This is a genomic window from Ignavibacteria bacterium, assembly GCA_016873775.1.
Classification (GTDB): Bacteria; Bacteroidota; Ignavibacteria; order UBA10030; family F1-140-MAGs086; genus JAGXRH01.
In genome coordinates this window covers 20,228-42,649 of the sequence record VGWC01000013.1, presented here as the reverse complement: position 1 = coordinate 42,649, position 22,422 = coordinate 20,228, and the positions used below count along the sequence as shown (strand labels likewise).

The following is a 22,422-nucleotide window of genomic DNA, read 5'->3' as shown; positions in this document are numbered from 1 at the left end:
GTCATCTTGGTGCAGGACCGGGGGTTATGATTTCATTTCTGATTACTGCGCTTGCTTGTGCATTTTGCGCATTGTGTTATTCGGAGTTTGCTTCGATGGTTCCTATTGCTGGAAGCGCATACACGTATTCGTATGCAACATTGGGAGAATTAGTTGCGTGGATAATCGGCTGGGATTTGATGATTGAATATGCGATCGGTAATGTTGCAGTAGCAATTTCATGGGCGGCGTATTTTCATCAACTAATGGAAGGGCTTGGAATAACTATTCCAGCGTGGATTGCAGTTGATTACAGAACAGCACATCAGGCAGCAAGCATTGTAGGAAACGGAGGACAACTTACGTCCGATTTACAGTTTGCGTATGAAGCATGGCAGCGTCATCCAACTATAATGGGAATACCAATCATCTTTAATTTTCTTGCTTCATCAATCGTTTTGCTCATAACGTGGCTGTTGGTTATTGGCGTAAAGGAATCTGCTCGAGTGAATAATTGGATGGTGTTGCTCAAGGTTGCTATCCTGCTTTTTTTTATAGTCGTTGGAGGAATGTATGTTAAACCCGAACACTGGTCGCCTTTTTTCCCGAATGGAATACAGGGTGTCTGGACTGCGGCAAGTTTAATTTTCTTTGCATTCATCGGGTTTGATGCAATCTCAACAGCGGCAGAAGAATGTAAAAACCCCGCACGTGATATGCCGCGGGGAATTCTCGGTTCGTTATTTATTTGCACGATTATTTACGTTGCTACGGCAGGAGTGTTAACGGGAATTATACCCTGGAATCAACTTGGAGTTGCCGACCCGCTTGCTGCTGCGCTTGCGTATCTTCAATTGGATTGGGCGGCGGGGATTGTTTCTTTCGGTGCAGTGATTGCAATGACTGCTGTGTTGCTTGTATTTCAACTTGGACAGCCGCGTATTTTCTTTTCGATGTCGCGTGATGGGTTACTTCCAAAAAAGTTTTCCGAAGTTCACCCAAAATATAAAACACCGCACATCACAACAATTTGGACAGGGGTTCTTGTTGCGGCATTTGCTGGTGTTGCTAATATCAATGAAATGGTTGAACTGACGAATATCGGAACACTGTTTGCTTTTACTCTCGTTTGTGCAGGCGTTTTAATTCTCCGAAAAAAAGAACCGAATAGAACGCGTGCATTTAAAACTCCATTTGTTCCGCTCGTACCGTTACTTGGCATTGCGAGTTGTATTTATCTTATGCTTGGGCTTCCCTGGGTAACATGGTTTAGGTTTGGAATATGGCTTTTTCTCGGCACAGTGATTTATTTTTTCTACGGATTTAGAAAAAGTAAACTAAAAGAAAAGGTTGAGTAACTCTAAATTGTTTTCTTTCATTTTTTATTACTGTTCTTCTGAACAATTTTTGATTCACTTTCGTTGTTGAATTTCGATTTATCTTTGTATCTCTTTCGAACAATAAATGAAATCTCTGCTTCGACTTCTTCCGTATCTTAATCGCTACAAAAAAAGCATTGCTATTGGTTTTTTCGTGATTATCGGAAGCAATATGTTTTGGCTTTTTACTCCGATAATCATCGGAAAAACTATTGACGAATTACAGCAATCGTTTGATTCAACAACGTTCATTCAATATGCTTCGCTTGTAGTCGGAACAATGCTCTTCAGCGGTTATTTTTCTTATCTTACACGACAGACAATTATCGTCGTATCAAGAAAAATTGAATTTGATTTGCGTAACGATTTTCTATCGCACGTACAAAAACTTCCGTTACAATATTTTCAGAATACGCCTACGGGCGACTTAATGTCGTATGCAACGAATGATTTGAATGCAATACGCAGCGTTCTCGGTCCCGGAATTATGTACACATCCGATACAGCAACAGGATTTATTATGATACTCGCAATGATGTTTTCGCTCGATACAACTCTCACGCTCGTTTCGTTGCTTCCGTTACCGTTCATATCATTTGCCGTGTACTTGCTTGGAAAACGTGTGCATAAATTTTATGACGAAGTGCAGGAACAATATTCGAAGTTGACAACACGAACTCAAGAAAATCTTTCAGGTATTCGCGTAGTAAAAAGTTTTCTTCGTGAAGAACATGAAATTCGCATTTTTAAAATAATGAGTTGGGAATATCTGGAAAAGAATATGAAACTTGCGCGTATTCAAAGTTTATTGTGGCCACTGATGTTTATGCTCACGGGAGTTTCTATTGTGATAGTTATTTTCTTCGGAGGGAAAAATATTATCGAAGGAACAATGACGCTTGGAACAATGACGCAATTCATTATGTATCTTGGAATGTTAATTTGGCCGATGATTGCATTTGGGTGGGTGGTAAATATCTTTCAGCGCGGTGCGGCTTCAATGAATCGGTTTTGTAAAGTATTGGATACAGTACCGGAAATTAGAAATGAAGATTTCGGAATACAGATTGGAGAGTACTATAACGAGAAGTCAGTAATCAGTAATTCGGAATCTCAAATTTTCGGAGCAATAGAATTCCGCAATGTTTCTTTCGTTCATAAAAACAAAACTGAACCGGTACTAAAAAACATCAATTTGAAAATTGAACAAGGTACAACGCTTGCTATTGTTGGTAAAACAGGTTGCGGTAAAACAACATTTGTCAATCTCATTCCGCGATTATATGATAGTGCCGAAGGAGAAGTGTTGATTGACGGAGTGAATGTTAAAAATATTCCGCTGGAAATTTTGAGAAACAATATTGCTATTGTTCCGCAGGAAACATTTTTGTTTTCAACATCGGTGATTGAAAATATTTCTTTTGGAACAGATAACGGATTTAAAAACGGTGATACCGATAGTTTCAATGAAAATTCTGGCATTCGTAATCTGAAAACTGTAATACGTGCTGCAGAAATAGCTCGCATATCGAACGACGTTGAAAATTTTCCGAATCAATATGATACGATTGTTGGAGAGCGCGGTATTACACTTTCCGGCGGTCAAAAACAACGTACATCAATTGCTCGCGCAATAATGACTAATCCAAAAATTCTGATACTTGATGATGCGTTTTCGGCAGTTGATACACATACAGAAGAAGAAATTCTGCAAGGATTGAAAAAATTTATGCGCGAGCGCACGAGTATTATTATTTCGCATCGTATTTCAACCGTAAAAGATGCTGATGTGATTATTGTTCTTGATGGCGGAGAAATTGTGGAACAAGGAACACACAGCGAACTTGTGTTATTCAACGGAATTTACACTGAGCTTTACGAAAAGCAAATGCTCGAGTCGGAATTGGAAGCGATATGATTTTGATGAAGAACAAGAATCGTGGAAATATTCGATGGCGTGTTCTTTGGAACGTTGGAATTCTGTTACTCGTTTTTTGTTTTCACGATACTGATGCACAAGATTCCCTTTTGAAGTCGCCAATAATTTTCGAGAGAGAGTTGCTACGCTATTCAGCGTTCGATTTGAGAACGAAGAATATTTTCGCAATAAGTCCTCAACTGGAAATGATAGTATGCGAATATATAAACAATGAAATTATTTTTTTTATTTCGAGTATCAAATCGCAATTTGACAAAACGCAAGTGCTTCGGGTTCATCAAAGGCAAAAACCGCAAGTGAGATTCAACGCAGATGGAAATTTTATTGAGTACACGTATGAAGAAAAAGGAAAGCGACGAGCAGGGATTTTCGATGTACGTTTCAGAAAAAATATTATAGTGGACGCTTTGCAAAATGATATTGTACAGCATTCAGTTTCGCCGCGTAGCAATTATATTTTGTATCAAACGGAAAACTACGATTCTTTTCCTAATATTTGGATGGCTGAGGCGAATGGAAGAAATGGAAGAAACATTTGCGACGGATTACTTGGAAGTTGGTCATATAATGGAAATTGGTTCACCGTATTAAAACCGAAATTTTATGGAGATTGGGAACGACAAAGTTCACAGAAACGTCGAAATATTATGAACGATTTTTTGCAAAGAATGAAGCCCAATGAATTTAGTCTTACGTGGACTATTTGGGTGTATAATTCATTGGGCGATGAAGTACTAGAGTTAAAAGATTTTGATTCTCCTCTGTTAGTTCTCTGGTCGCCGATATCTGATAGAATTATTGTTCGCAGTTACAATGCATACGAATATCAATTACTTGAATTTAAGGAAACGTCTTTAGGAATTTCCATATCAACCGTAGGAAGATTTGGCTTTGAATCGAAGCGAGAAGAAGAAACGCATCATCCCGTTTGGTCGTTCGATGGAAAGAAAATTGTATATATAAAATCGTATTGGAATGACAACGATACACAATGTTTGAAAAGCGAAACATGGATATGCAATGCTGATGGAACACTACAGTGGAAAATTTCTGAAACAGATGAACGAACAACAGATTATCCATTGTGGTCAAAAGACGGGACAATACTTATCCTCCGAGAAAGATTGAATTTGTCCAATGAATTAGAATTGTATGTTGTGGAGCAAACAATTCAGAATTTGCATGAACTTTTTAAATAAGAGTTATTCGAAGAATGGTTGAACACATTAAAAAATTCTGTATAAGATAAACTCTATGCAAGACGAAGAGATATTAGGAAAAGCCTACGACAGTCGTTTGATGAAACGATTGCTGTTATTCTTAAAACCATATCGCACGTGGATAATTGTTGCAATATTGTTAAATATTGTGATAGCAGGATTAGGTCCTATGCGTCCGTATTTAACGAAAATTGCTATTGATGATTTCATTTTAAAAAATGACAGCAGCGGATTACAACAAATTGCGCTTGCGCTGTTTGGTGTGTTGATATTGCAAGCGGTCATTCAATATCTGAACAATTATTTTACATCGTGGATTGGTCAACGAACTATTTACGATTTGCGCATCACTATATTTTCGCATTTGCAAAAACTCTCGCTTCGGTTTTTTGATAAAACTCCGATTGGACGAATGGTTACGCGCGTTACCAACGACGTTGAAACGCTGAATGAACTTTTTTCTTCCGGCATTGTTATGGTCTTCAGCGATATTTTCATCATTGTTTGGATTCTTATCTTTATGTTTATGATGGATGTTAAATTATCACTCGTTACAATGTCGGTTTTGCCGTTGCTTGTGCTTGTGACGATGTGGTTTCGTAAAGGTGCGCGTGATGCCTATCGCCAAGTGCGTACCCAACTTGCAAGAATCAATACGTTTATTCAGGAACATATAACCGGAATTAACGTAGTTCAAATATTTCGCCGCGAAGAAAACGAATTTCAGAAATTCAAACGCATTAATCAAGCACATACGGATGCGCATATTCGTTCGGTGTTTTACTATGCAATATTTTATCCTGCTGTCGAAATTATTTCTGCTATTGCTATCGGTCTTATTTTATGGTATGGCGGGGGAGAAGTAATGCAGCAAACAATTTCGCTCGGTGTTTTGATTTCGTTTATTCAATACACGGAAATGTTTTTCCGCCCGATTCGCGATTTATCTGAAAAATATAATATTATGCAATCGGCGATGGCTTCTTCAGAAAGAATTTTTGCATTGCTCGATGATGATGCCATTATTCACGATAATGCTGTGAAACGGAATGATGGAGCAGTTGACGGTGGAAATAATGGAAGAAAAGGAACGATTGAATTTAGAAATGTTTGGTTTCGTTACGACGATTCTTCAGGAAGAAATACATCTTTCGATTATACTTTCGATGGCAACAGTGAGTTCAATCGAACATCGAATATCGAGCATCAACAATCCGATGCTTGGATATTGAAGAATGTATCGTTCATAATAGAAAGTGGAACGACTACTGCATTTGTAGGCGCAACAGGTGCGGGAAAATCCACCATTGTTAATTTGTTGCTGCGGTTTTATGAAATTCAAAAAGGCGCAATTTTGATTGATGGAATTGATATTCGCCTTTTTCCACAAAACGCTTTGAGAAAACGGTTTGCTGTTGTACTTCAGGATGTGTTTTTATTTTCCGACGATATAACAAATAATATCACGCTTGGCAACGATTCAATTTCTCTTGAGAAAGTTAAACGCACGTGCGAAATTGTCGGCGCGCATATATTCATTGAACAGTTACCTAAGAAATACGACGAAGAAGTAAAGGAACGCGGAGCAACGCTTTCCGTGGGACAAAAGCAATTACTGGCATTTGCGCGCGCATTGGTAACGAATCCTGAAATCTTGATTCTTGATGAAGCGACATCGAGCGTTGATACAGAAACAGAACGTCTCATTCAAAACGCTATAACAGAGTTGTTAAAAGACCGAACTGCCATTGTTGTTGCGCATCGTCTTTCAACAATTCAGCATGCGGATAATATCATTGTTCTCCATAAAGGCGAAGTGCGGGAATCGGGAACACATCAGGAATTACTCGTGCAAGGCGGAATTTATTTCAAGTTGTATCAATTGCAATTTCGAGGACAAGAAGAATTATTTAAAGAATCAACTAATACTACTAAAAGTGTACTTCAATTAAATAACTCATTAATCAACTAACAAAACAACAAACACATCAACAAGGAGTAATTTATGTTTTACGCAATTTTTCTCACCATTTTATTAGCATCCAATCTTTTTTCACAATCGAAAAATGAACGGACGCAAGTAGATTTAACTATATACAATCAAAATCTTTCTCTCATCAGAGAAGAACGAACGCTCAATTTGAAGAAAGGAATTTCGACAATCGTTATTCCCGACATTCCTTCGACGATTGACGGTACGTCATTGCATTTTTCAAGCTTGACCGATGCAAATGCTGTGCGCGTTCTCGAACAAAATTATCAATACGATTTAGTCAATCAATCAAAACTTCTTTTTAAATATTTGGGGAAGACGATTGAGTTCGTTCGATTGAATGAGGAAACGAAAAAAGAATTTACTGTAAGCGGAAAACTTCTTTCCAACGTTGATGGCATTGTTGCAGAAGTGAATGGGAAAATAGAAGTGAATCCATCGGGAAAAATTGTGCTTCCGAGTTTGCCCGAAGGTTTAATTTCAAAACCTCAACTGCAATGGATGATAGAGAACGAAAAGGAAGGCGAGCACAAAACAGAAATCAGTTATCTTGCGAATAATCTTTCATGGATTTGCAATTACGTTGCATTGATAAATAAAGACGACAACAAATTGGATTTGACAGGATGGGTTACAATAACTAATAATTGCGGAACGTCGTTCAAAAATGCGGGATTGAAACTTGTTGCCGGCGATGTCAACATTGTAGCAAAAGATGTTGAAATATATCCGCGTTATCAAATGATGGAATTGATGTCGACATCAAAGGAGCCGCAATTTGAGCAGAGAGAATTATTTGAATACAAACTTTACTCACTCAAACGCAAAGCAGATATCAACGATAACGAAACGAAACAACTTGAACTCGTTGCAGGAAAAAAAGTTGTTGCGAAAAAAGTTTTTATTTATGACGGTGCAACAAAACCGAAAGTTGGCGTGTACGTGCAGTTCAAGAACGAAGAAAAATCTGGGTTGGGAATTGCATTGCCCAAAGGTAAAGTCCGCGTATATAAGAAAGACGAAGATGGGAAAGAACAATTTATCGGCGAAGATGAAATTGACCACACGCCGAAAGATGAAGAACTAAAATTGAATTTGGGTAATGCGTTCGATATCGTCGGTGAGCGTAAGAAAACCGACGGAAAAACATTCGGTGAGCGTTCAGCGCAAGAAACATACGAAATAAAAATTCGCAATCATAAAGCGGAGGAAATAGAAGTGCAGATTTATGAACATCCAGGAGGTTGGCGCGAATGGGAAATTACAAATTGGAGCGACAAGTGGGAAAAAGTTGACCAAAACACTGTTAAATTCCACGTAAATGTAAACAAAGACGGAGAAAAAATAGTAACATACACAGTTCGGTATGAATGGTAAATAAGATTGAATTATATATAAAACCTTCAAGGTTTAAAAAACCTTGAAGGTTTACACATTATTCAGAAGAAAAAAAACTTAAATAAACAACGGCGCTAAAACCAACGTTATTGTAGAGAGTAATTTAATCAATACATGAAGCGAGGGACCAGCTGTATCTTTGAATGGGTCGCCAACGGTATCGCCGACAACGGTTGCTTTGTGCCAATCGCTTCCTTTTTTATTTCCAACTTCGACAAACTTTTTTGCATTATCCCACGCGCCGCCGCCATTGTTAAGAAAGAGGGCAACAAGAATTCCTGTAATTGTTCCAACCATCAGCAAACCACCGACAACTTCTGCGCCGGTTGCTCCGTTCGCTGGAGTTCCGCTTGCATTATATATCCATTTGAAAACAAGTCCGACAAAGATGGGCATAATAACTACGAGAAGACCAGGAAGCACCATTTCTTTCAATGCCGCACGAGTAACAATATCAACACATTGTCTGTAATCGGGTTTAGACGTTCCTTTCATAATTCCGGGATTATTTTTAAACTGTTCGCGGACATTATTAATAATAGAATATGCGGCTCTTCCGACTGCTTTAATAGCAAGCGAAGAAAAAATAAACACGAGCATCGCTCCGAACATCGCTCCGACAAATACAGGCGGCTTTGATAAATCTATATGCTGTAAATCAAAACCATAATTTCTCACTTCGTCAAAATATGCAGAAAATAAGAGAAATGCGGCAAGCGCAGCAGAACCAACTGCGTATCCTTTGGTTAATGCTTTGGTGGTATTTCCTACGGCATCAAGTCTATCCGTTCGTTTCCGAATGTCATCGGGTTGTTTGGACATTTCGACAATACCTCCTGCGTTATCAGTAATCGGACCAAATGTGTCCATAGCGAGAATAAATGCAGCAGTTCCTAACATTCCCATCGTTGCTACTGCAGTTCCAAACAAACCTGCTTCTTTCAATCCCGAACTTTCACCAAGGAAATAAGAAGAAATAAGTGCGGCGGAAATAACGAGAACAGGATACCCGGTGGATTCCATTCCCACTGCAATTCCTGCTATGATATTTGTAGCAGCGCCTGTTTTGGATGCTTCGGAAATAGATTGTACGGGGCGATATTTGTATTCTGTGTAATATTGTGTTAAAAACACAAAGGCAAGAGCAGTAAGTACACCGATAACGCCGCATAAAAAGAAATTAAAATAATATTCGCTTCCCAACAACCATTTGGAAGCAACAAAGAAACCAATCATTGCCAGAACCGTAGTAACGTAATAACCGCGATTGAGTGCTTTCATTGGGTCTTCATTGTCGTTGGTTTTGACAATCAAAATTCCTACGATAGAAGCAAGAATGCCGAATGCTCGAGCAACAAGAGGGAAGAGTAATACGGAAAGTAAGCCATTTGTACCAAGTTCAACAAAGTTTGCTTTGTATAATGCCGCGGCAAGAATCATAGCGCCGATGTTTTCCGCCGCAGTAGATTCGAATAAATCTGCTCCACGACCGGCACAATCACCGACATTATCGCCAACTAAATCGGCAATAACAGCAGGATTACGAGGATCATCTTCAGGAATTCCTGCTTCAACTTTACCAACTAAATCTGCGCCCACGTCGGCGGCTTTTGTATAGATACCACCGCCCAATTGAGCGAACAATGCAACAAATGATGCACCAAATCCGTATCCGACAATGAGAAGCGGAATTTGTTCAACAGTTTTAGCAACTCCCATTGCGTTCACAATAGCAAATAATCCTGCAACACCGAGTAGTGATAATGCAACCACAAAAAATCCTGAAACTGCGCCTCCGCGTAATGCTGTTTGTAGAGCGTCATTTAAGTTTCGAGTTGCTGCGGAGGCGGTTCGAATATTGGAACGAATGGAAACCCACATTCCCATATATCCAGCGGCAACAGAGCATAACGCTCCAAGAATGAAAGATAGCGAGGTCCATAGTGCAAGCGTAGATGCGGTTGCGGGGTCGTGCTCGTTCGATGTTCTGACAAATGCGTAGAGTATATATATGAGTGCTGTTAATGCGACTGCTAAATAGAGAATTGTTTTGTTTTGTCGTCGGAGAAATGCTTCTGCGCCCGATTTAATGGCGTTGGAGATTTCCTGCATAGCGGGGGTTCCGGTATCACGTTGCATTACGTTCCGAATAAGATAAACTGCGAATAATAATCCGATAATACTGATTACAAAAATAAGTGTGAGTTCCATACGTAGTGATTGTTATGTGAATATATTTTGAAGTAAAGATTTTCTGAAAAAAACAAAAGGACACATTTGAGAATCGTTGAATACACAAGTGTGTCCTTTGTTTCAAAAGACAATAAATTACTCTTTAACCACTTTGACTTTAATAGTAGTTTTAACTTCTGAATGAAGTTTCACGTGAACAGAATAAATGCCAAGCGATTTAATTGGTTCGTCGAGTTCAATAGCGCGCTTATCGAGGTCAAAGTGATGCGCTTTTAGAGCATTTGCAATATCGAGCGAAGTTACGGAGCCGAATAATCGGTTTTCTTCGCCAACTTTTACGGCAATAGTAACTTGTGAAATTTTTTGCAAATCGGATACGCGTTTTTGAACGGCAAGTAATTCTTTTTTTACCTTTGCTTGCATTTGTTGGTGAGCAAGTTCCATCGCTTTTACGGTGCTTTCGGTAGCAAGCGCTGCAATTTTTTGAGGGAATAAGTAATTGCGAGCAAAACCATCTTTTACAGAAACGATTTCTCCTTTTTTTCCCAATACTTCGTAATCTTTGCGTAAAATGATTTTCATATAATTTCCTTTAACGAATTATTGTTGAAACATACGGTAATAATGCTAAGTAACGAGCGCGTTTGATAGCAATAACGAGTTGTCGTTGATGTTTTGCGCACGTTCCTGTCAATCGTTTCGGTGTTATTTTTCCTTGTTCGGAAAGACAACGAATCAATCGCTTTTCTTCTTTGTAGTCAATGTAGATATCGCGCGAGCGGCAAAAACGGCATGTGCGTTTCTTTAATGATTCTTCTAATTGCTTTCGGCGTTTTGCGGCTAATTGCGCATATTCCTGCGGAGTGAGTTTAGGCATTGTTCTTTTCTCCTTGTAGTTCGTTTTCGTGTGTGTGTAATTCTTGACGAATAGGCAAAGGTATTTCTTCTTTTGCTGCTTCTATTTCGGTTGTGAGTATTTCTTCAAGAATAACTTCTTGCTGCATTAACGTAGATGGCTCAATGACAAATGGTTTTAATTCCTTTGCTTTAAGCATTTGTTTAGTTAATGCAATACATAAATGGCGCAATATATTTTCTTCGAGATGAAAGAAACGTTCAAACTCGCGGATGAACGACGCATTCGCTTTTATTTCCAGAATTACGTAGTAGCCGTTTGTTTTATGTCGTATGGGATACGTAAATCGTTTTCGTCCCCAACGGACAATTGAAAGAACTTCGCCGCCGTGTTTTACAACGACGTCGTTCACTTTTGAAATGATAGATTCGGTTTGAGTATCTTCAAGCGAACCGTTTATGATATAAGTAGTTTCGTATAAGCGTTTGTTTTCGTTCATAAGAAATGTTCTCTTCGGTCTTAAGTGTGTTGGTTTCGATGCGCAATGCACTGAAACAGAGAATATTCCTGTTTACACAGGCGTGAATTAAAATTTGTTTTACTTCTTTGTTTGTTCTTTTCCTTTTACAGGTTCAGCGGAAACTTCTTCTTCTTTCTTTCCCTTTGCTATTACTTCAGGTTCTTTCTGTTCCTCGGTTGTTTCTACCGCAGTAGGTTCTTTTTCTACTTTCGGCGGGAATACTGCAACAATCGGCTCTTCTGACGGAGTTAAGATACGTATATTCGGAAATGAAAGTTGTCCTACGTGAACTGAATGGTTAATTGCGAGTTCGCTGATATTTACTTCGATATGTTCCGGAATATCTTTGGGAAGGCAAGAAACTTCAACAGTATGGAGAATATGCTGGAGAATTCCTCCCATTCGCACACCAGCAGGAGTTCCGCCTGTGAGTACAATAGGAATTTCAACGGTTAACATTCTGTCTTCCCGTACACCTTGAAAATCCACGTGAAGAGGGCGTTCAGTAATAGGGTCGCGTTGTACTTCTTTTACAATTCCCTGACGAATCCCACCGGGAGTAATTTCCAGATTAATGAGTTGCAAATCGGGATTGTTGATTATCGGGAGGAGATTTTTTTCACGAACAGAAACAGGAATTTCGCCTTCACCGTTCAAGTAATAAATTGCCGGGATAAAACCTTCGCGTCGTAATTTTCCTACTTTTTTCTTTCGAATAGTCCGAACTTCGACGGGTAATGTAACTTCTTTCATAATAATGTTTGACTATACTTTTTTTAATCTTTACTTATGTCAAAAAGCGAACTGATTGACTGATTATTGTAACAGCGAAGAATTGCTTCGCTGAAAATATTTGCAACAGTAAGTGTTGTTATTTTTTCTCCAACGTTTTTCGATGGAAATGTATCTGTTACGTATAATTTTTTAACAGCGGAATTGGTAATTTTTTCTATGGCATTTTGAGAAAGTACTGCGTGTGTACAAACTCCATAAATTTCTTTTGCTCCTTCTGCATTAAGCGCTTTTACTGCATTTGTAAATGTTCCTGCAGTATCTACTAAATCATCTACGATGAGGATGTTTTTTCCTTTGACGTCGCCGATAATGTTCATAACTTCAACAACATTAGGCTTTGGGCGTCGTTTATCAATGAGAATAAGTTCAACTTGTAAACGCTTTGCGTACGCTCTCGCAAGTTTTATTCCTCCAACATCCGGTGAAACAACTGCAAGATTGGGAATTTTTTTCTTTCGTAAAAACGGCATAAATACCGCCGATGAATACAAATGGTCAACTGGAATATCAAAAAATCCCTGAATTTGAGGAGCGTGTAAATCCATTGTTATTACTCTATCTGCTCCCGCGTGCGTAATGAGATTTGCAACAAGTTTTGCTGTAATAGAAACTCGCGGCTGATCTTTTCTGTCTTGTCGAGCGTATCCAAAATATGGAATTACTGCTGTTACTCTTCGTGCAGATGCTCGTTTAGCAGCGTCTATCAATATGAGCAATTCCATTAAATTATCCGAAGGAGGATTTGTAGATTGAATGATGAACACATCCTTACCTCGAATGTTTGAGTTATATTTTACCCAAATTTCTCCATCTGCGAAATTTTCAATATCGCATTTTCCTAATCGCATTTCCAACTTTTTGGCTATAGCATTAGCCAGCGTTTGATTAGAACGCCCGGAAAATATTTCTAAATTGCTCATTGATAATACGAAGGCGTGAGATATAAAGCAGTTATTTGCTCGTAATTTCTTAAAAAGCGAGGCAAAAAATATGTAAATACATTTTAGTACACAAGAAATTAAGAAAAAAGAATAAAAAATATCGGAAACCTAAAATACGATATTAATTTCCAATTGTTCTTTCGATATTTTTTCATTTCTTCATCTCGATTTTTTTTAAAATACAAAAGTAGAGTTATTAAATTCTCAGTTACTAAGCAAATTTTCAAACTAAATTCACCGTTATACTGTTTTCAATAATTATGGTAAGTGAACTCGAAGCAAAACATCGAATATTTTATACGGTTGCAAATTCATATCTAAAATATTGTATTACCAAAGTTACAATGGAAGAACTTGCAATAGAGATGGAATGAGTAAAAAAACTATTTACCAACTTTCTTACGCTTGTTGTTGTGCCTACAGCGTACGTAAATATGAAAAGATGGAGAGTAACAATTCCTGACTTTTTCAAAAATATTTTCGAAAACAAAACAAGAAGACAAAATTTCCATTTCAATTTCTGTTCAGAAATAGAAACACGTCTTCATTATTATAGTCGTATCTTATCACTAAAATTTTTCTAGTACGAATATTATTTGAAAAGAACAATAAAAAAAATACTTATTGCAAATAGGGGAGAGATTGCATTGAGAATAATGCGTACATGCAAGGAGATGAATATTGCAACAGTATCTGTGTATTCAGAAATTGATAGAATGATGCCGTTTGTTTCTTACGCAGATGAAGCATATTGCATAGGAGCGGCACCTGCAAAAGAGAGTTACCTTGACGCGGTGAAAATTATTGATGTTGCATGGAAGTCAAAAGCAGATGCTATTCATCCGGGATATGGATTTCTATCAGAGAATTCTTCGTTTGCAAAATTCGCTGAGGAAAGTGGAATTGTATTTATCGGTCCATCTGCGAATGCAATTGAGACTCTTGGAGATAAAACCAAAGCAAAACAACTTTTACGAAATTCTAATGTTCCCATAATTCCAGGAATAGATGAACCGATTACCGATTTACAACAAGCAAAAGGAATAGCACAAAAAATTTCGTATCCGGTACTTATCAAAGCAGCAGCAGGAGGCGGGGGAAAGGGAATGCGGATTGTCGAATCGGAAGCGGAGTTTGAAAATGCAGTTCGTTTATGTCAAAACGAAGCGATGAATGCATTCAAAGATTCGCGCGTGTTTATAGAAAAATATCTACATAATCCTCGGCATATCGAAATACAAATTCTTGGTGATGTTTATGGAAATATCGTTCATCTTGGAGAACGCGAGTGCTCCATACAACGACGACATCAAAAAATAATCGAAGAGTCGCCATCACCAATTATGACAAATGCGTTGCGAAACAAGATGGGAAATGCAGCAAAAGAAGTTGCAAAACTTGCAAATTATTCTAATGCAGGAACAGTGGAATTTTTAATGGATGATAAAGAGAATTTTTATTTTCTTGAAGTCAACACACGATTGCAAGTAGAACATCCTGTAACCGAATTAGTTACTGGGATCGATTTGGTACGAGAACAAATTCGTGTCGCATCGGAAGAAGAAATTTCTTTTACGCAAGAAGATATAATCCTACGCGGAAATGCAATTGAATGTAGAATATACGCTGAAGAATCTTTTAATAATTTTTATCCTTCAACGGGAAAAATAACATATATGCGTTCGCCGAGTGGAATTGGTATTCGAGAAGAAAGAGGAATTGAGGAAGGGAATGAAATATCTCTGTATTACGACCCGATGATTTCTAAATTAATTTCCTATTCATCGTCACGAATATTTGCCATACAACGAATGATACGCGCACTTAACGAATATGTAATAAGTGGTGTTGCAACGAATATTCCGGCGTGTCTTCAAATTTTAGAACATCAGGATTTTCTTGAAGGAACGATTGATACAAATTTTCTTCAAAGAAATTTTCCATCAGGTTTTCAAGAGAAGAAACTTCAGGAAGAAGCGTTAGTTGCTGCAATTGCTACCGTATTGCACAAGCATCGCACATTAGTTGTAACAAAGAAAAATTCAACAATAGGTTCACAATGGAAAAATAAAAAACTGGAACAGTATCGATGAAAAAAAAATTAAGAGAAATCGTTGAAGTAGATGGCGTAGCAATAGCGCTGGAATTTTCCAACGAACAAAATGTTGCGGCCGATGAATTGCGTTTTACAATTTCTTACTTAGAAAAAAGCAAAAATATATTTTCATTGATTATCAACGAAAAAATATATGACGGTGTGTTGCACCAACTTTCCGATGAAACATATTCGGTAATGATTTCTCAGAAGAATTATCAAACGAAAATCATTAAGGAAACAGAAAACACTTACAGGAAATACAAAAAAGATACAGACGAAAAAAAAAACGTAGTAATGTATGCGCCAATGCCTGGATTAATTACGAAAATATTTGTTCGCGTCGGTGATAGGATTACCATTGGAACACGAATTTGTATTTTGGAAGCAATGAAAATGGAAAATGATATACATGCAATGGAAAGTGGAGAAGTAGCGCAAATCTACATTAATGAAAAGTCCATAATAGAGAAAGGAGAGAAAATAATAGCGATTAGATAAAATACACACATTCATTATAATTATACATAATATTGATTATATGTATTTACAACTTCGCATTTTTTCTCCGAGAAAGAATGTTATCATAGTTCTACGAAAATGCTTCCCTGAAATACCATTTGAGCATTTCCTTCAAGCCAAATATTCTTAAATGTGTTAACTTTCTTAGAATACGATACATAGAGTTTTTGGTTGCTTTTCGGTATTATAGTAACAGTCGAACTCATATTAAATTTCCATGAAGTAACGAGCGCGCTTGCAACAGCACCGGTTCCACAAGCAAGCGTTTCTGCTTCGACTCCTCGCTCGTACACACGTATTTTGATAGTGTTGTTAGATTTTTTCTGGACGAAATCTACGTTTGTTCCTAAAGGAAATATTGTTTTATTTTCTCTTACGCTTTTTCCTAATTCTTCAACTGGAAGACTATGAAACGAAAATTTCTTTGAAACGAATTTTTGAAAATCTTCGTAGAATATTATTGCATGCGGTGAACCAACATCTAGAAAATATGCAGGAAGTATATGGCTGTTGATACGTAGTGAAAGCGTACTTGGCATTACAAATACATCTTTCATTTTAATAGAAATTGTTTGCGATTTCTTTAATGCAATGTATGTTTCACCAAGCGCTCTGAAATATGTTTTTTTCTTACGTTTCTTTGTGAGAAAATAATAATGAGCAATACATCGTCCTCCATTGCCGCACATTCCACCGTAACTTCCGTCGCTATTAAAATATTTCATTTCAAAATCGGAATCGTTTGAATGTTCAACGATCAGTAAGCCATCAGCGCCAATTCCAAAATTTCTATCACATAATTTTTTTGCAAGAATATCCCAAGGTAACGAAATCTCTTCTCCCCTATTGTCAATTAGTATAAAATCATTACCTGCACCTGTAAGTTTTGTGAACGAAATTTGCTTTTTCATCAACTAATAAAAAATAAATTACTGTAAATTGCAATTCGAATAATTCTTCATCGAATTTGAAAGCAAATTTTATGAAAGGACATTTGCGCCATAGCGTATAATCAAGTAAATCTTTATCGTAATATCCTTGAATCGAATACGCGAACAAATACATATTGTTGTTGGACGCGAATTCGCTGTTATCGTTCATAGTTCATTGCAAAATTTTTATTGACGCACAAGAAAAATTGCAAATCAAGAGGGTTTTTGATTTGTAGTTCATTCATAGCAACGCATAATAAAAATTGTGGAGATGGCCGGAATCGAACCGGCGTCCGAAGTGCAGACCATTACAACTACTACATCTTTAGTTATTGTTTTATTTTTGCTTTTTATACGCGCAACAACACGCTCAATAAAAAACTATCTCATAAAAATTCGCTTCAATTACTGAGCAAAACTGAAACTATTCTGATGTTGCGACGCTTTCATTTCGTCCATCAGAAGAAACGAAGTGAAAACGGCTGCATAAAATTAATTATGCAGCAAGTGCGTAATTATAGTTGGCACTTAATGTTTTTCCACGAGATTTACGTGCATATGGAGAGCACGAGATGCAATTGTAACCATCGACAATCCGTCGAAACCAATTCATCCCCATATTAAAACAGAATAAATTTAGTCTTTTTTTTGGTTCAAGTCAAAATTTTGTTCAAGAAAATTTAGGATTTTTTCTATTAAAGCGACCTATAATTTTTTGTTTTGATTGATTTCTTTGCGATTGTTTTTTACAGAATGTAATTTTGCATTTATTAAAATTCAAAAATTAAAATCATAACGAACTGTTGTTCTTTTTATGCAGAAGAAAACTAATCAAAACAATACGTTTAGTAATTCTAAAAAACAAAATTCAATTATCATTCGTGGCGCACGTGTTCATAATCTGAAAAATATTAACGTTGAAATTCCCCACAATCAACTTGTTGTAATAACCGGAGTAAGCGGTTCAGGAAAATCAAGTCTCGCGTTTGACACAATTTATGCTGAAGGGCAAAGAAGATTTGTCGAAAGTCTTTCATCATACGCGCGTCAATTTTTAGAGCGATTTGAAAAACCAGATGTAGATTTTATTAGTGGCATTTCCCCTTCTGTTGCCATAGAGCAAAAAATTCCTTCAAAAAACCCTCGCTCGACAGTCGGAACCTCTACGGAGATTTATGATTTTCTTCGACTGTTGTTTGCCCGCATCGGAAAAACGTACTGTGCAAAATGCGGAACAGTGGTTTTAAAAGATTCTGTGCAATCAGTTGTGAACAAACTTTATGAAGAAACAAGTGGAATCAATGGAGATAAAATTTTAGTACTGTTTCCCGTTCATATACATTCAACCACTACTATCAATGAGCAAATAGAATACATACGTTCACAAGGGTTTACGCGCATTTTTCACAGCGGAATTGTAATTGATGTAAATGAAATTGATATTGAAAACTTTCAATACCAAAAAAAAATATTTGTTGTACTTGATAGACTATTACTAAATAATGAAAAGCACGATAATCGTCTTTCTGATTCTCTTGAGTCGGCGTTTCGATTCGGAGATGGAAAACTCGTAATTCATTTTGTTGAATCCGGAAATGAATTACGATTCAACCAGCACTTTATGTGCTCGCTCTGTGATGTGCAATATCAGGAACCAGAACAACAACTCTTTTCATTCAATACTCCTTTAGGCGCGTGTTCTGTGTGTCAAGGTTTCGGAAAATCAATCGGCATAGATGAGGGCTTAGTCGTTCCTGACAAAAATAAAAATCTCGAAGAAGGGGCAATCCATTGTTGGAATTTTCCGAATTGGAAAAAATTCCACATTGAATTGTTAGAAATTGCAGCCCGCGTAAACATTCGTACGAATGTTCCGTATTATCAACTTAAAGAGGAAGAACGTAACGTAATTTTCAACGGATATGAAACGTTTTGTGGAGTTAACGGTTTTTTCCAATTTCTACAATCGAAATCTTACAAATTGCATTACCGCGTGTTTTTAAGTCGTTATCGTGGCTATACAATTTGCAGCGAATGTAAAGGAAGCCGTCTTCGGCAAGAAGCATTATTAGTAAAACTAAATAACAAAACCATCGCTGATGTTGCGCAAATGTCGCTTTCTGCAGCATACGATTTTTTCGATTCATTACTTCTCAGCGAATCTGAAAAAAAAATTTCTGAACGCATTTTACATGAAATAAAAAAGCGCATTAAATTTTTGATCGATGTCGGAATCGGTTACTTAACGCTTGATAGAACAACTCACACTCTTTCCGGAGGCGAATCGCAAAGAATTCATCTCGCAACTGCACTTGGATTATCGTTGGTCGGAACATTATATGTTCTCGACGAACCAAGTATCGGATTACACACTAGAGATACGCGCCGCTTAATAGGAATTTTAAAATCATTACGAGATTTAGGAAATACAGTAATAGTAGTTGAACATGATAGAGAAATAATTGAGTCTGCTGATTATATTATTGATATTGGTCCAAATGCTGGAGAATTGGGCGGCGAAATTGTTTTTTCAGGAAAACATCAGCAACTATTGCAATCAAATACTTTGACGAGTAAGTATCTTTCTGGATATGAAGAAATAAAAATTCCAACGTGTAGAAATAATGGAAGTGGAAATTACATTGCAATTATTGGAGCGAGAGAACATAATTTGAAAAATATCAACGTAAAAATTCCTTTACAAAATTTTGTTTGTGTTACTGGCGTTTCAGGTTCTGGAAAAAGCACGTTGGTACACAACGTAATCTATAATAGTATAAAAAAAATTCGAGGTGAATTAGATGGTACTGTTGTTCAAGTGGAAAAAGTAGAAGGTATAAATAATATTGCGAATGTCGCATTAGTTGACCAATCGCCCATTGGTAAAACTTCTCGTTCAAATCCTGTTACGTATATAAAAGCGTACGATTTGATTAGAGATGTGTTTGCAAGTACGCCGCAATCTAAAATGCGTGGGTATATGCCATCACATTTTTCTTTTAATGTATCGGGCGGTAGATGCGAGGCGTGTAATGGTGAAGGAATACAGAGGATAGAAATGCAATTTTTGGCTGAACTTGAACTGCAGTGTGAAGTATGTGGTGGAACAAGATTTAAGAAAGAAATACTGCAAATTCAATACAACGGAAAAAATATTATCGACGTACTAAATTTCACAGTTTCAGAAGCTTTTGCTTTTTTTGGTGAATATCCAACAGGAATAAAAATTGCAAAACGCTTACGCATTCTTCACGATGTTGGATTAGGATACTTGCGCTTAGGGCAATCTTCAACGACACTTTCAGGTGGAGAAACTCAACGAATAAAGTTAGCATCGTTTTTAGTTGATGCAGATAAAAATGCAAACACACTATTTATTTTTGATGAACCGACAACGGGTTTGCATTTCAATGATATAAATATATTGTTACAGTGTTTTCAGCGGTTGCTAAAACGTGAACATTCAATCATTGTCATAGAACATAACTTAGATGTCATAAAATGCGCTGATTGGATTATTGATTTAGGACCAGAGGGAGGAGAAAGAGGCGGATTTATAATTGCAGAAGGTACACTCAAAACAATAATCAATAATACAGATTCTATAACTGGAAGTTGCTTGAAGAGAGTACTATCAAAGAATTAAAAAAATAAAATTGAAAATACCGATGTTTGTGATATTTCTCACATACGTAGGAATATAATGTGGTTAACTTTTTCTCGGTTTTTTTAGTTGTCGCATGGCTAAATACAAAGGCGTTCCGTAGAACGAGGGGAGATTTTACGAGAACGCCAGTGTATTTTAATCGAAATTGTTACCGATGGAAAGCGTAATGTAAATCCCGCCAAATTCTTTTAAATATTTTTTTTCTCCTGTAAATATATTTTCTAAACTTTCTATTCCTTTCGGATAAGGAGCGTAAACATATCGTACATTAAATCCAAACAATGTTTCCGACTTATTTCCCCAATACGAGCCCACACCAATATAACCGCTTACATTCAATCGTGAACGTCCATTTCCTAAAGAAGAAAAAAAATCTTCTTGTGCAGAGGTAGAAAAAATAACTGTTGGTCCAATTCCGAAGTTCACAAACGGACGAAATGATGATGTTATAGATTCAGTAAAAATTCTTTGTTCAATTCCGAAATACAGTGGAATGAGGAAGAAACGGTTTATTTTTCCTGGATGAATGGAATTTCCGTAAATGTCGTAAAACTCGATTTCTTGTTCGTCTTCGACTTCTGAAACAAATAGATTAAGCGTTCCACTTGTGGAATTCGATAGTTTCGTTTTATAGAATCCACCCAACCCAAATCCAGTTGTTGAAATTAAAATTTCAAATGCAAGCGATTGTTGTTTTTGAATTTCAGGTTCTTGTTTTCGTATTGTTAATGTATTAAAAAACAATTGATGTTTATTTTTTTCCATTGAACATACATCAGTACTCCCCAAAAAGTACATCACAAAGTAAGATATAATAATTTTTGTTGAAGAATTATTTTTGACTAACTCGATAATTTTTCTTGCGTGTAGATTTATTTCTTTAAAAAAGAGCATTATATTGTTTTACAATTTCTTTGTCGTTATGATAGCATCACAATTAGAAAATCCTGTTAAAAAAATTCTTTCAAAATATACAACGGTAAGTAATTTTTTTACTTCATTAGAAAATAATGCAATAGAGTGTTTTGCATGTGGACATCGTTGTATTATAAACGAAGGCAGAGACGGAATTTGCAAAGTACGTTTTAATAGACATGGGAAATTATATGTTCCTTGGGGTTATGTATCAGCGATTCAACTTGATCCGATAGAAAAAAAACCTTTTTATCATATACTTCCCGGAGAACGAGCATTAAGTTTTGGAATGCTGGGATGCGACCTGCATTGTAACTATTGCCAAAATTGGGTTACATCGCAAACACTTCGTGATAAAAATTCTATTGCACAAGTTCAAAAAATATCAGCGCAAGAAATCAATGATTTTGCAATTGCTACTCTCGCGAAAATTGTAACCAGTACATATAATGAACCACTTATTACAAGCGAATGGGCGATTGAGATTTTCAAACTCGCAAAACAAAACAACTTGCTTACTTCGTATGTTTCAAATGGTAATACAACTCATGAAATACTTGAATTGCTTCGTCCGTATGTTGATTTATTCAAGGTTGATTTAAAAGGATTTAACGACAAATACTATAGAAAATTAGGATGTCCGCTGAACAACATACTAAATTCAATTCAATGTTTACACAAGATGAAATTTTGGATTGAGATTGTAACTCTTCTTGTTCCTCAATTTAATGATTCCGAAACAGAAATTCGCGAAATAGCAAGATTCATTCAAAGTATATCTGCGGATATTCCTTGGCATATTACTGCATTTCATCCCAATTACAAAATGAAAACAACGGTTAAAACTCCTGTCTCTTTGTTGCAACGTGCCGTAGAAATAGGCTACGAAGAAGGCTTGCATTTTGTATACGCCGGAAATCTCCCAGGAATGTTGAAGAAGTACGAAAACACTTATTGTTATAATTGCGGCGAATTATTAGTGGAGCGTTTAGGTTTTACAATAAAGAAAAATAATTTATTAGATAATTGTTGTCCAAAATGTTCAATACGCATTCCGGGAATTTGGAAACGTGATTAA

General features: G+C 36.7%; 17 protein-coding genes and 1 other RNA gene. 9 read left to right on the top strand and 9 right to left on the bottom strand.

Annotation, left to right across the window (positions count from 1 at the left end):
- The 5 genes from FJ218_03505 to FJ218_03485 all read left to right on the top strand — a co-directional run.
- The coding region (locus FJ218_03505; GenBank protein MBM4165971.1) for an amino acid permease at positions 1-1,337 on the top strand (1,337 nt) is incomplete at its 5' end.
- 106 nt (positions 1,338-1,443) lie between these two features.
- Positions 1,444-3,276 (top strand): ABC transporter ATP-binding protein, encoded by a 1,833-nt coding sequence (locus FJ218_03500; protein MBM4165970.1) that lies wholly within the window; start codon positions 1,444-1,446, stop codon positions 3,274-3,276.
- Between the two features lie 317 nt (positions 3,277-3,593).
- Positions 3,594-4,496 carry a hypothetical protein gene (locus FJ218_03495; GenBank protein ID MBM4165969.1) on the top strand — a complete coding sequence of 301 codons (903 nt, stop codon included), beginning with the start codon at positions 3,594-3,596 and terminating at the stop codon, positions 4,494-4,496.
- A 55-nt stretch (positions 4,497-4,551) separates the two neighbouring features.
- Positions 4,552-6,489: an ABC transporter ATP-binding protein gene (locus FJ218_03490; GenBank protein MBM4165968.1), complete on the top strand. Its 1,938-nt coding sequence runs from the start codon at positions 4,552-4,554 to the stop codon at positions 6,487-6,489.
- A 33-nt stretch (positions 6,490-6,522) separates the two neighbouring features.
- Entirely contained in the window at positions 6,523-7,887 is a 1,365-nt protein-coding gene (locus FJ218_03485) for a DUF4139 domain-containing protein (GenBank protein ID MBM4165967.1), read from the top strand.
- A 78-nt stretch (positions 7,888-7,965) separates the two neighbouring features.
- On the opposite strand, the gene FJ218_03480 is transcribed toward FJ218_03485, so the two are convergent.
- The 6 genes from FJ218_03480 to FJ218_03455 all read right to left on the bottom strand — a co-directional run bounded on the left by FJ218_03480 (position 7,966) and on the right by FJ218_03455 (position 13,192).
- Complete coding sequence (locus FJ218_03480; protein MBM4165966.1) at positions 7,966-10,119, bottom strand: sodium-translocating pyrophosphatase; 2,154 nt, start codon at positions 10,117-10,119, stop codon at positions 7,966-7,968.
- 117 nt (positions 10,120-10,236) lie between these two features.
- Entirely contained in the window at positions 10,237-10,683 is a 447-nt protein-coding gene (locus tag FJ218_03475) for a 50S ribosomal protein L9 (protein ID MBM4165965.1), read from the bottom strand.
- 10 nt (positions 10,684-10,693) lie between these two features.
- Positions 10,694-10,978, bottom strand: a complete 285-nt coding sequence (gene rpsR / locus FJ218_03470; protein MBM4165964.1) for a 30S ribosomal protein S18 — start codon at positions 10,976-10,978, stop codon at positions 10,694-10,696.
- Entirely contained in the window at positions 10,971-11,456 is a 486-nt protein-coding gene (gene rpsF, locus FJ218_03465; protein MBM4165963.1) for a 30S ribosomal protein S6, read from the bottom strand. The genes rpsR and rpsF overlap by 8 nt, the downstream gene beginning before the upstream one ends.
- Before the next feature lie 99 nt (positions 11,457-11,555).
- Positions 11,556-12,230 (bottom strand): 50S ribosomal protein L25, encoded by a 675-nt coding sequence (locus tag FJ218_03460; protein MBM4165962.1) that lies wholly within the window; start codon positions 12,228-12,230, stop codon positions 11,556-11,558.
- Positions 12,231-12,253: 23 nt separating this feature from the next.
- Entirely contained in the window at positions 12,254-13,192 is a 939-nt protein-coding gene (locus tag FJ218_03455; GenBank protein MBM4165961.1) for a ribose-phosphate pyrophosphokinase, read from the bottom strand.
- A gap of 629 nt (positions 13,193-13,821) precedes the next feature.
- Between FJ218_03455 and FJ218_03450 the strand changes: the two genes are divergently transcribed.
- Together FJ218_03450 and FJ218_03445 are read left to right on the top strand one after the other, a co-directional pair.
- Positions 13,822-15,306, top strand: a complete 1,485-nt coding sequence (locus FJ218_03450; GenBank protein MBM4165960.1) for an acetyl-CoA carboxylase biotin carboxylase subunit — start codon at positions 13,822-13,824, stop codon at positions 15,304-15,306.
- Positions 15,303-15,809, top strand: a complete 507-nt coding sequence (locus FJ218_03445) for an acetyl-CoA carboxylase biotin carboxyl carrier protein subunit (protein MBM4165959.1) — start codon at positions 15,303-15,305, stop codon at positions 15,807-15,809. The genes FJ218_03450 and FJ218_03445 overlap by 4 nt, the downstream gene beginning before the upstream one ends.
- A gap of 83 nt (positions 15,810-15,892) precedes the next feature.
- On the opposite strand, the gene FJ218_03440 is transcribed toward FJ218_03445, so the two are convergent.
- Positions 15,893-16,741: a diaminopimelate epimerase gene (locus FJ218_03440; GenBank protein ID MBM4165958.1), complete on the bottom strand. Its 849-nt coding sequence runs from the start codon at positions 16,739-16,741 to the stop codon at positions 15,893-15,895.
- Between the two features lie 284 nt (positions 16,742-17,025).
- Positions 17,026-17,379: a transfer-messenger RNA gene (gene ssrA, locus FJ218_03435) on the bottom strand.
- A gap of 197 nt (positions 17,380-17,576) precedes the next feature.
- On the opposite strand from ssrA, the gene uvrA reads away from it, so the two are divergent.
- A complete protein-coding gene (gene uvrA, locus FJ218_03430; GenBank protein ID MBM4165957.1) occupies positions 17,577-20,408 on the top strand; it encodes an excinuclease ABC subunit UvrA in 2,832 nt (943 codons plus the stop codon).
- 156 nt (positions 20,409-20,564) lie between these two features.
- Here the strand turns inward: uvrA and FJ218_03425 are convergent, their stop codons facing one another.
- Positions 20,565-21,194, bottom strand: a complete 630-nt coding sequence (locus FJ218_03425) for a hypothetical protein (protein ID MBM4165956.1) — start codon at positions 21,192-21,194, stop codon at positions 20,565-20,567.
- A 157-nt stretch (positions 21,195-21,351) separates the two neighbouring features.
- Here FJ218_03425 and amrS point away from each other — a divergent pair, with 157 nt between their 5' ends.
- Entirely contained in the window at positions 21,352-22,422 is a 1,071-nt protein-coding gene (gene amrS, locus FJ218_03420) for an AmmeMemoRadiSam system radical SAM enzyme (GenBank protein MBM4165955.1), read from the top strand.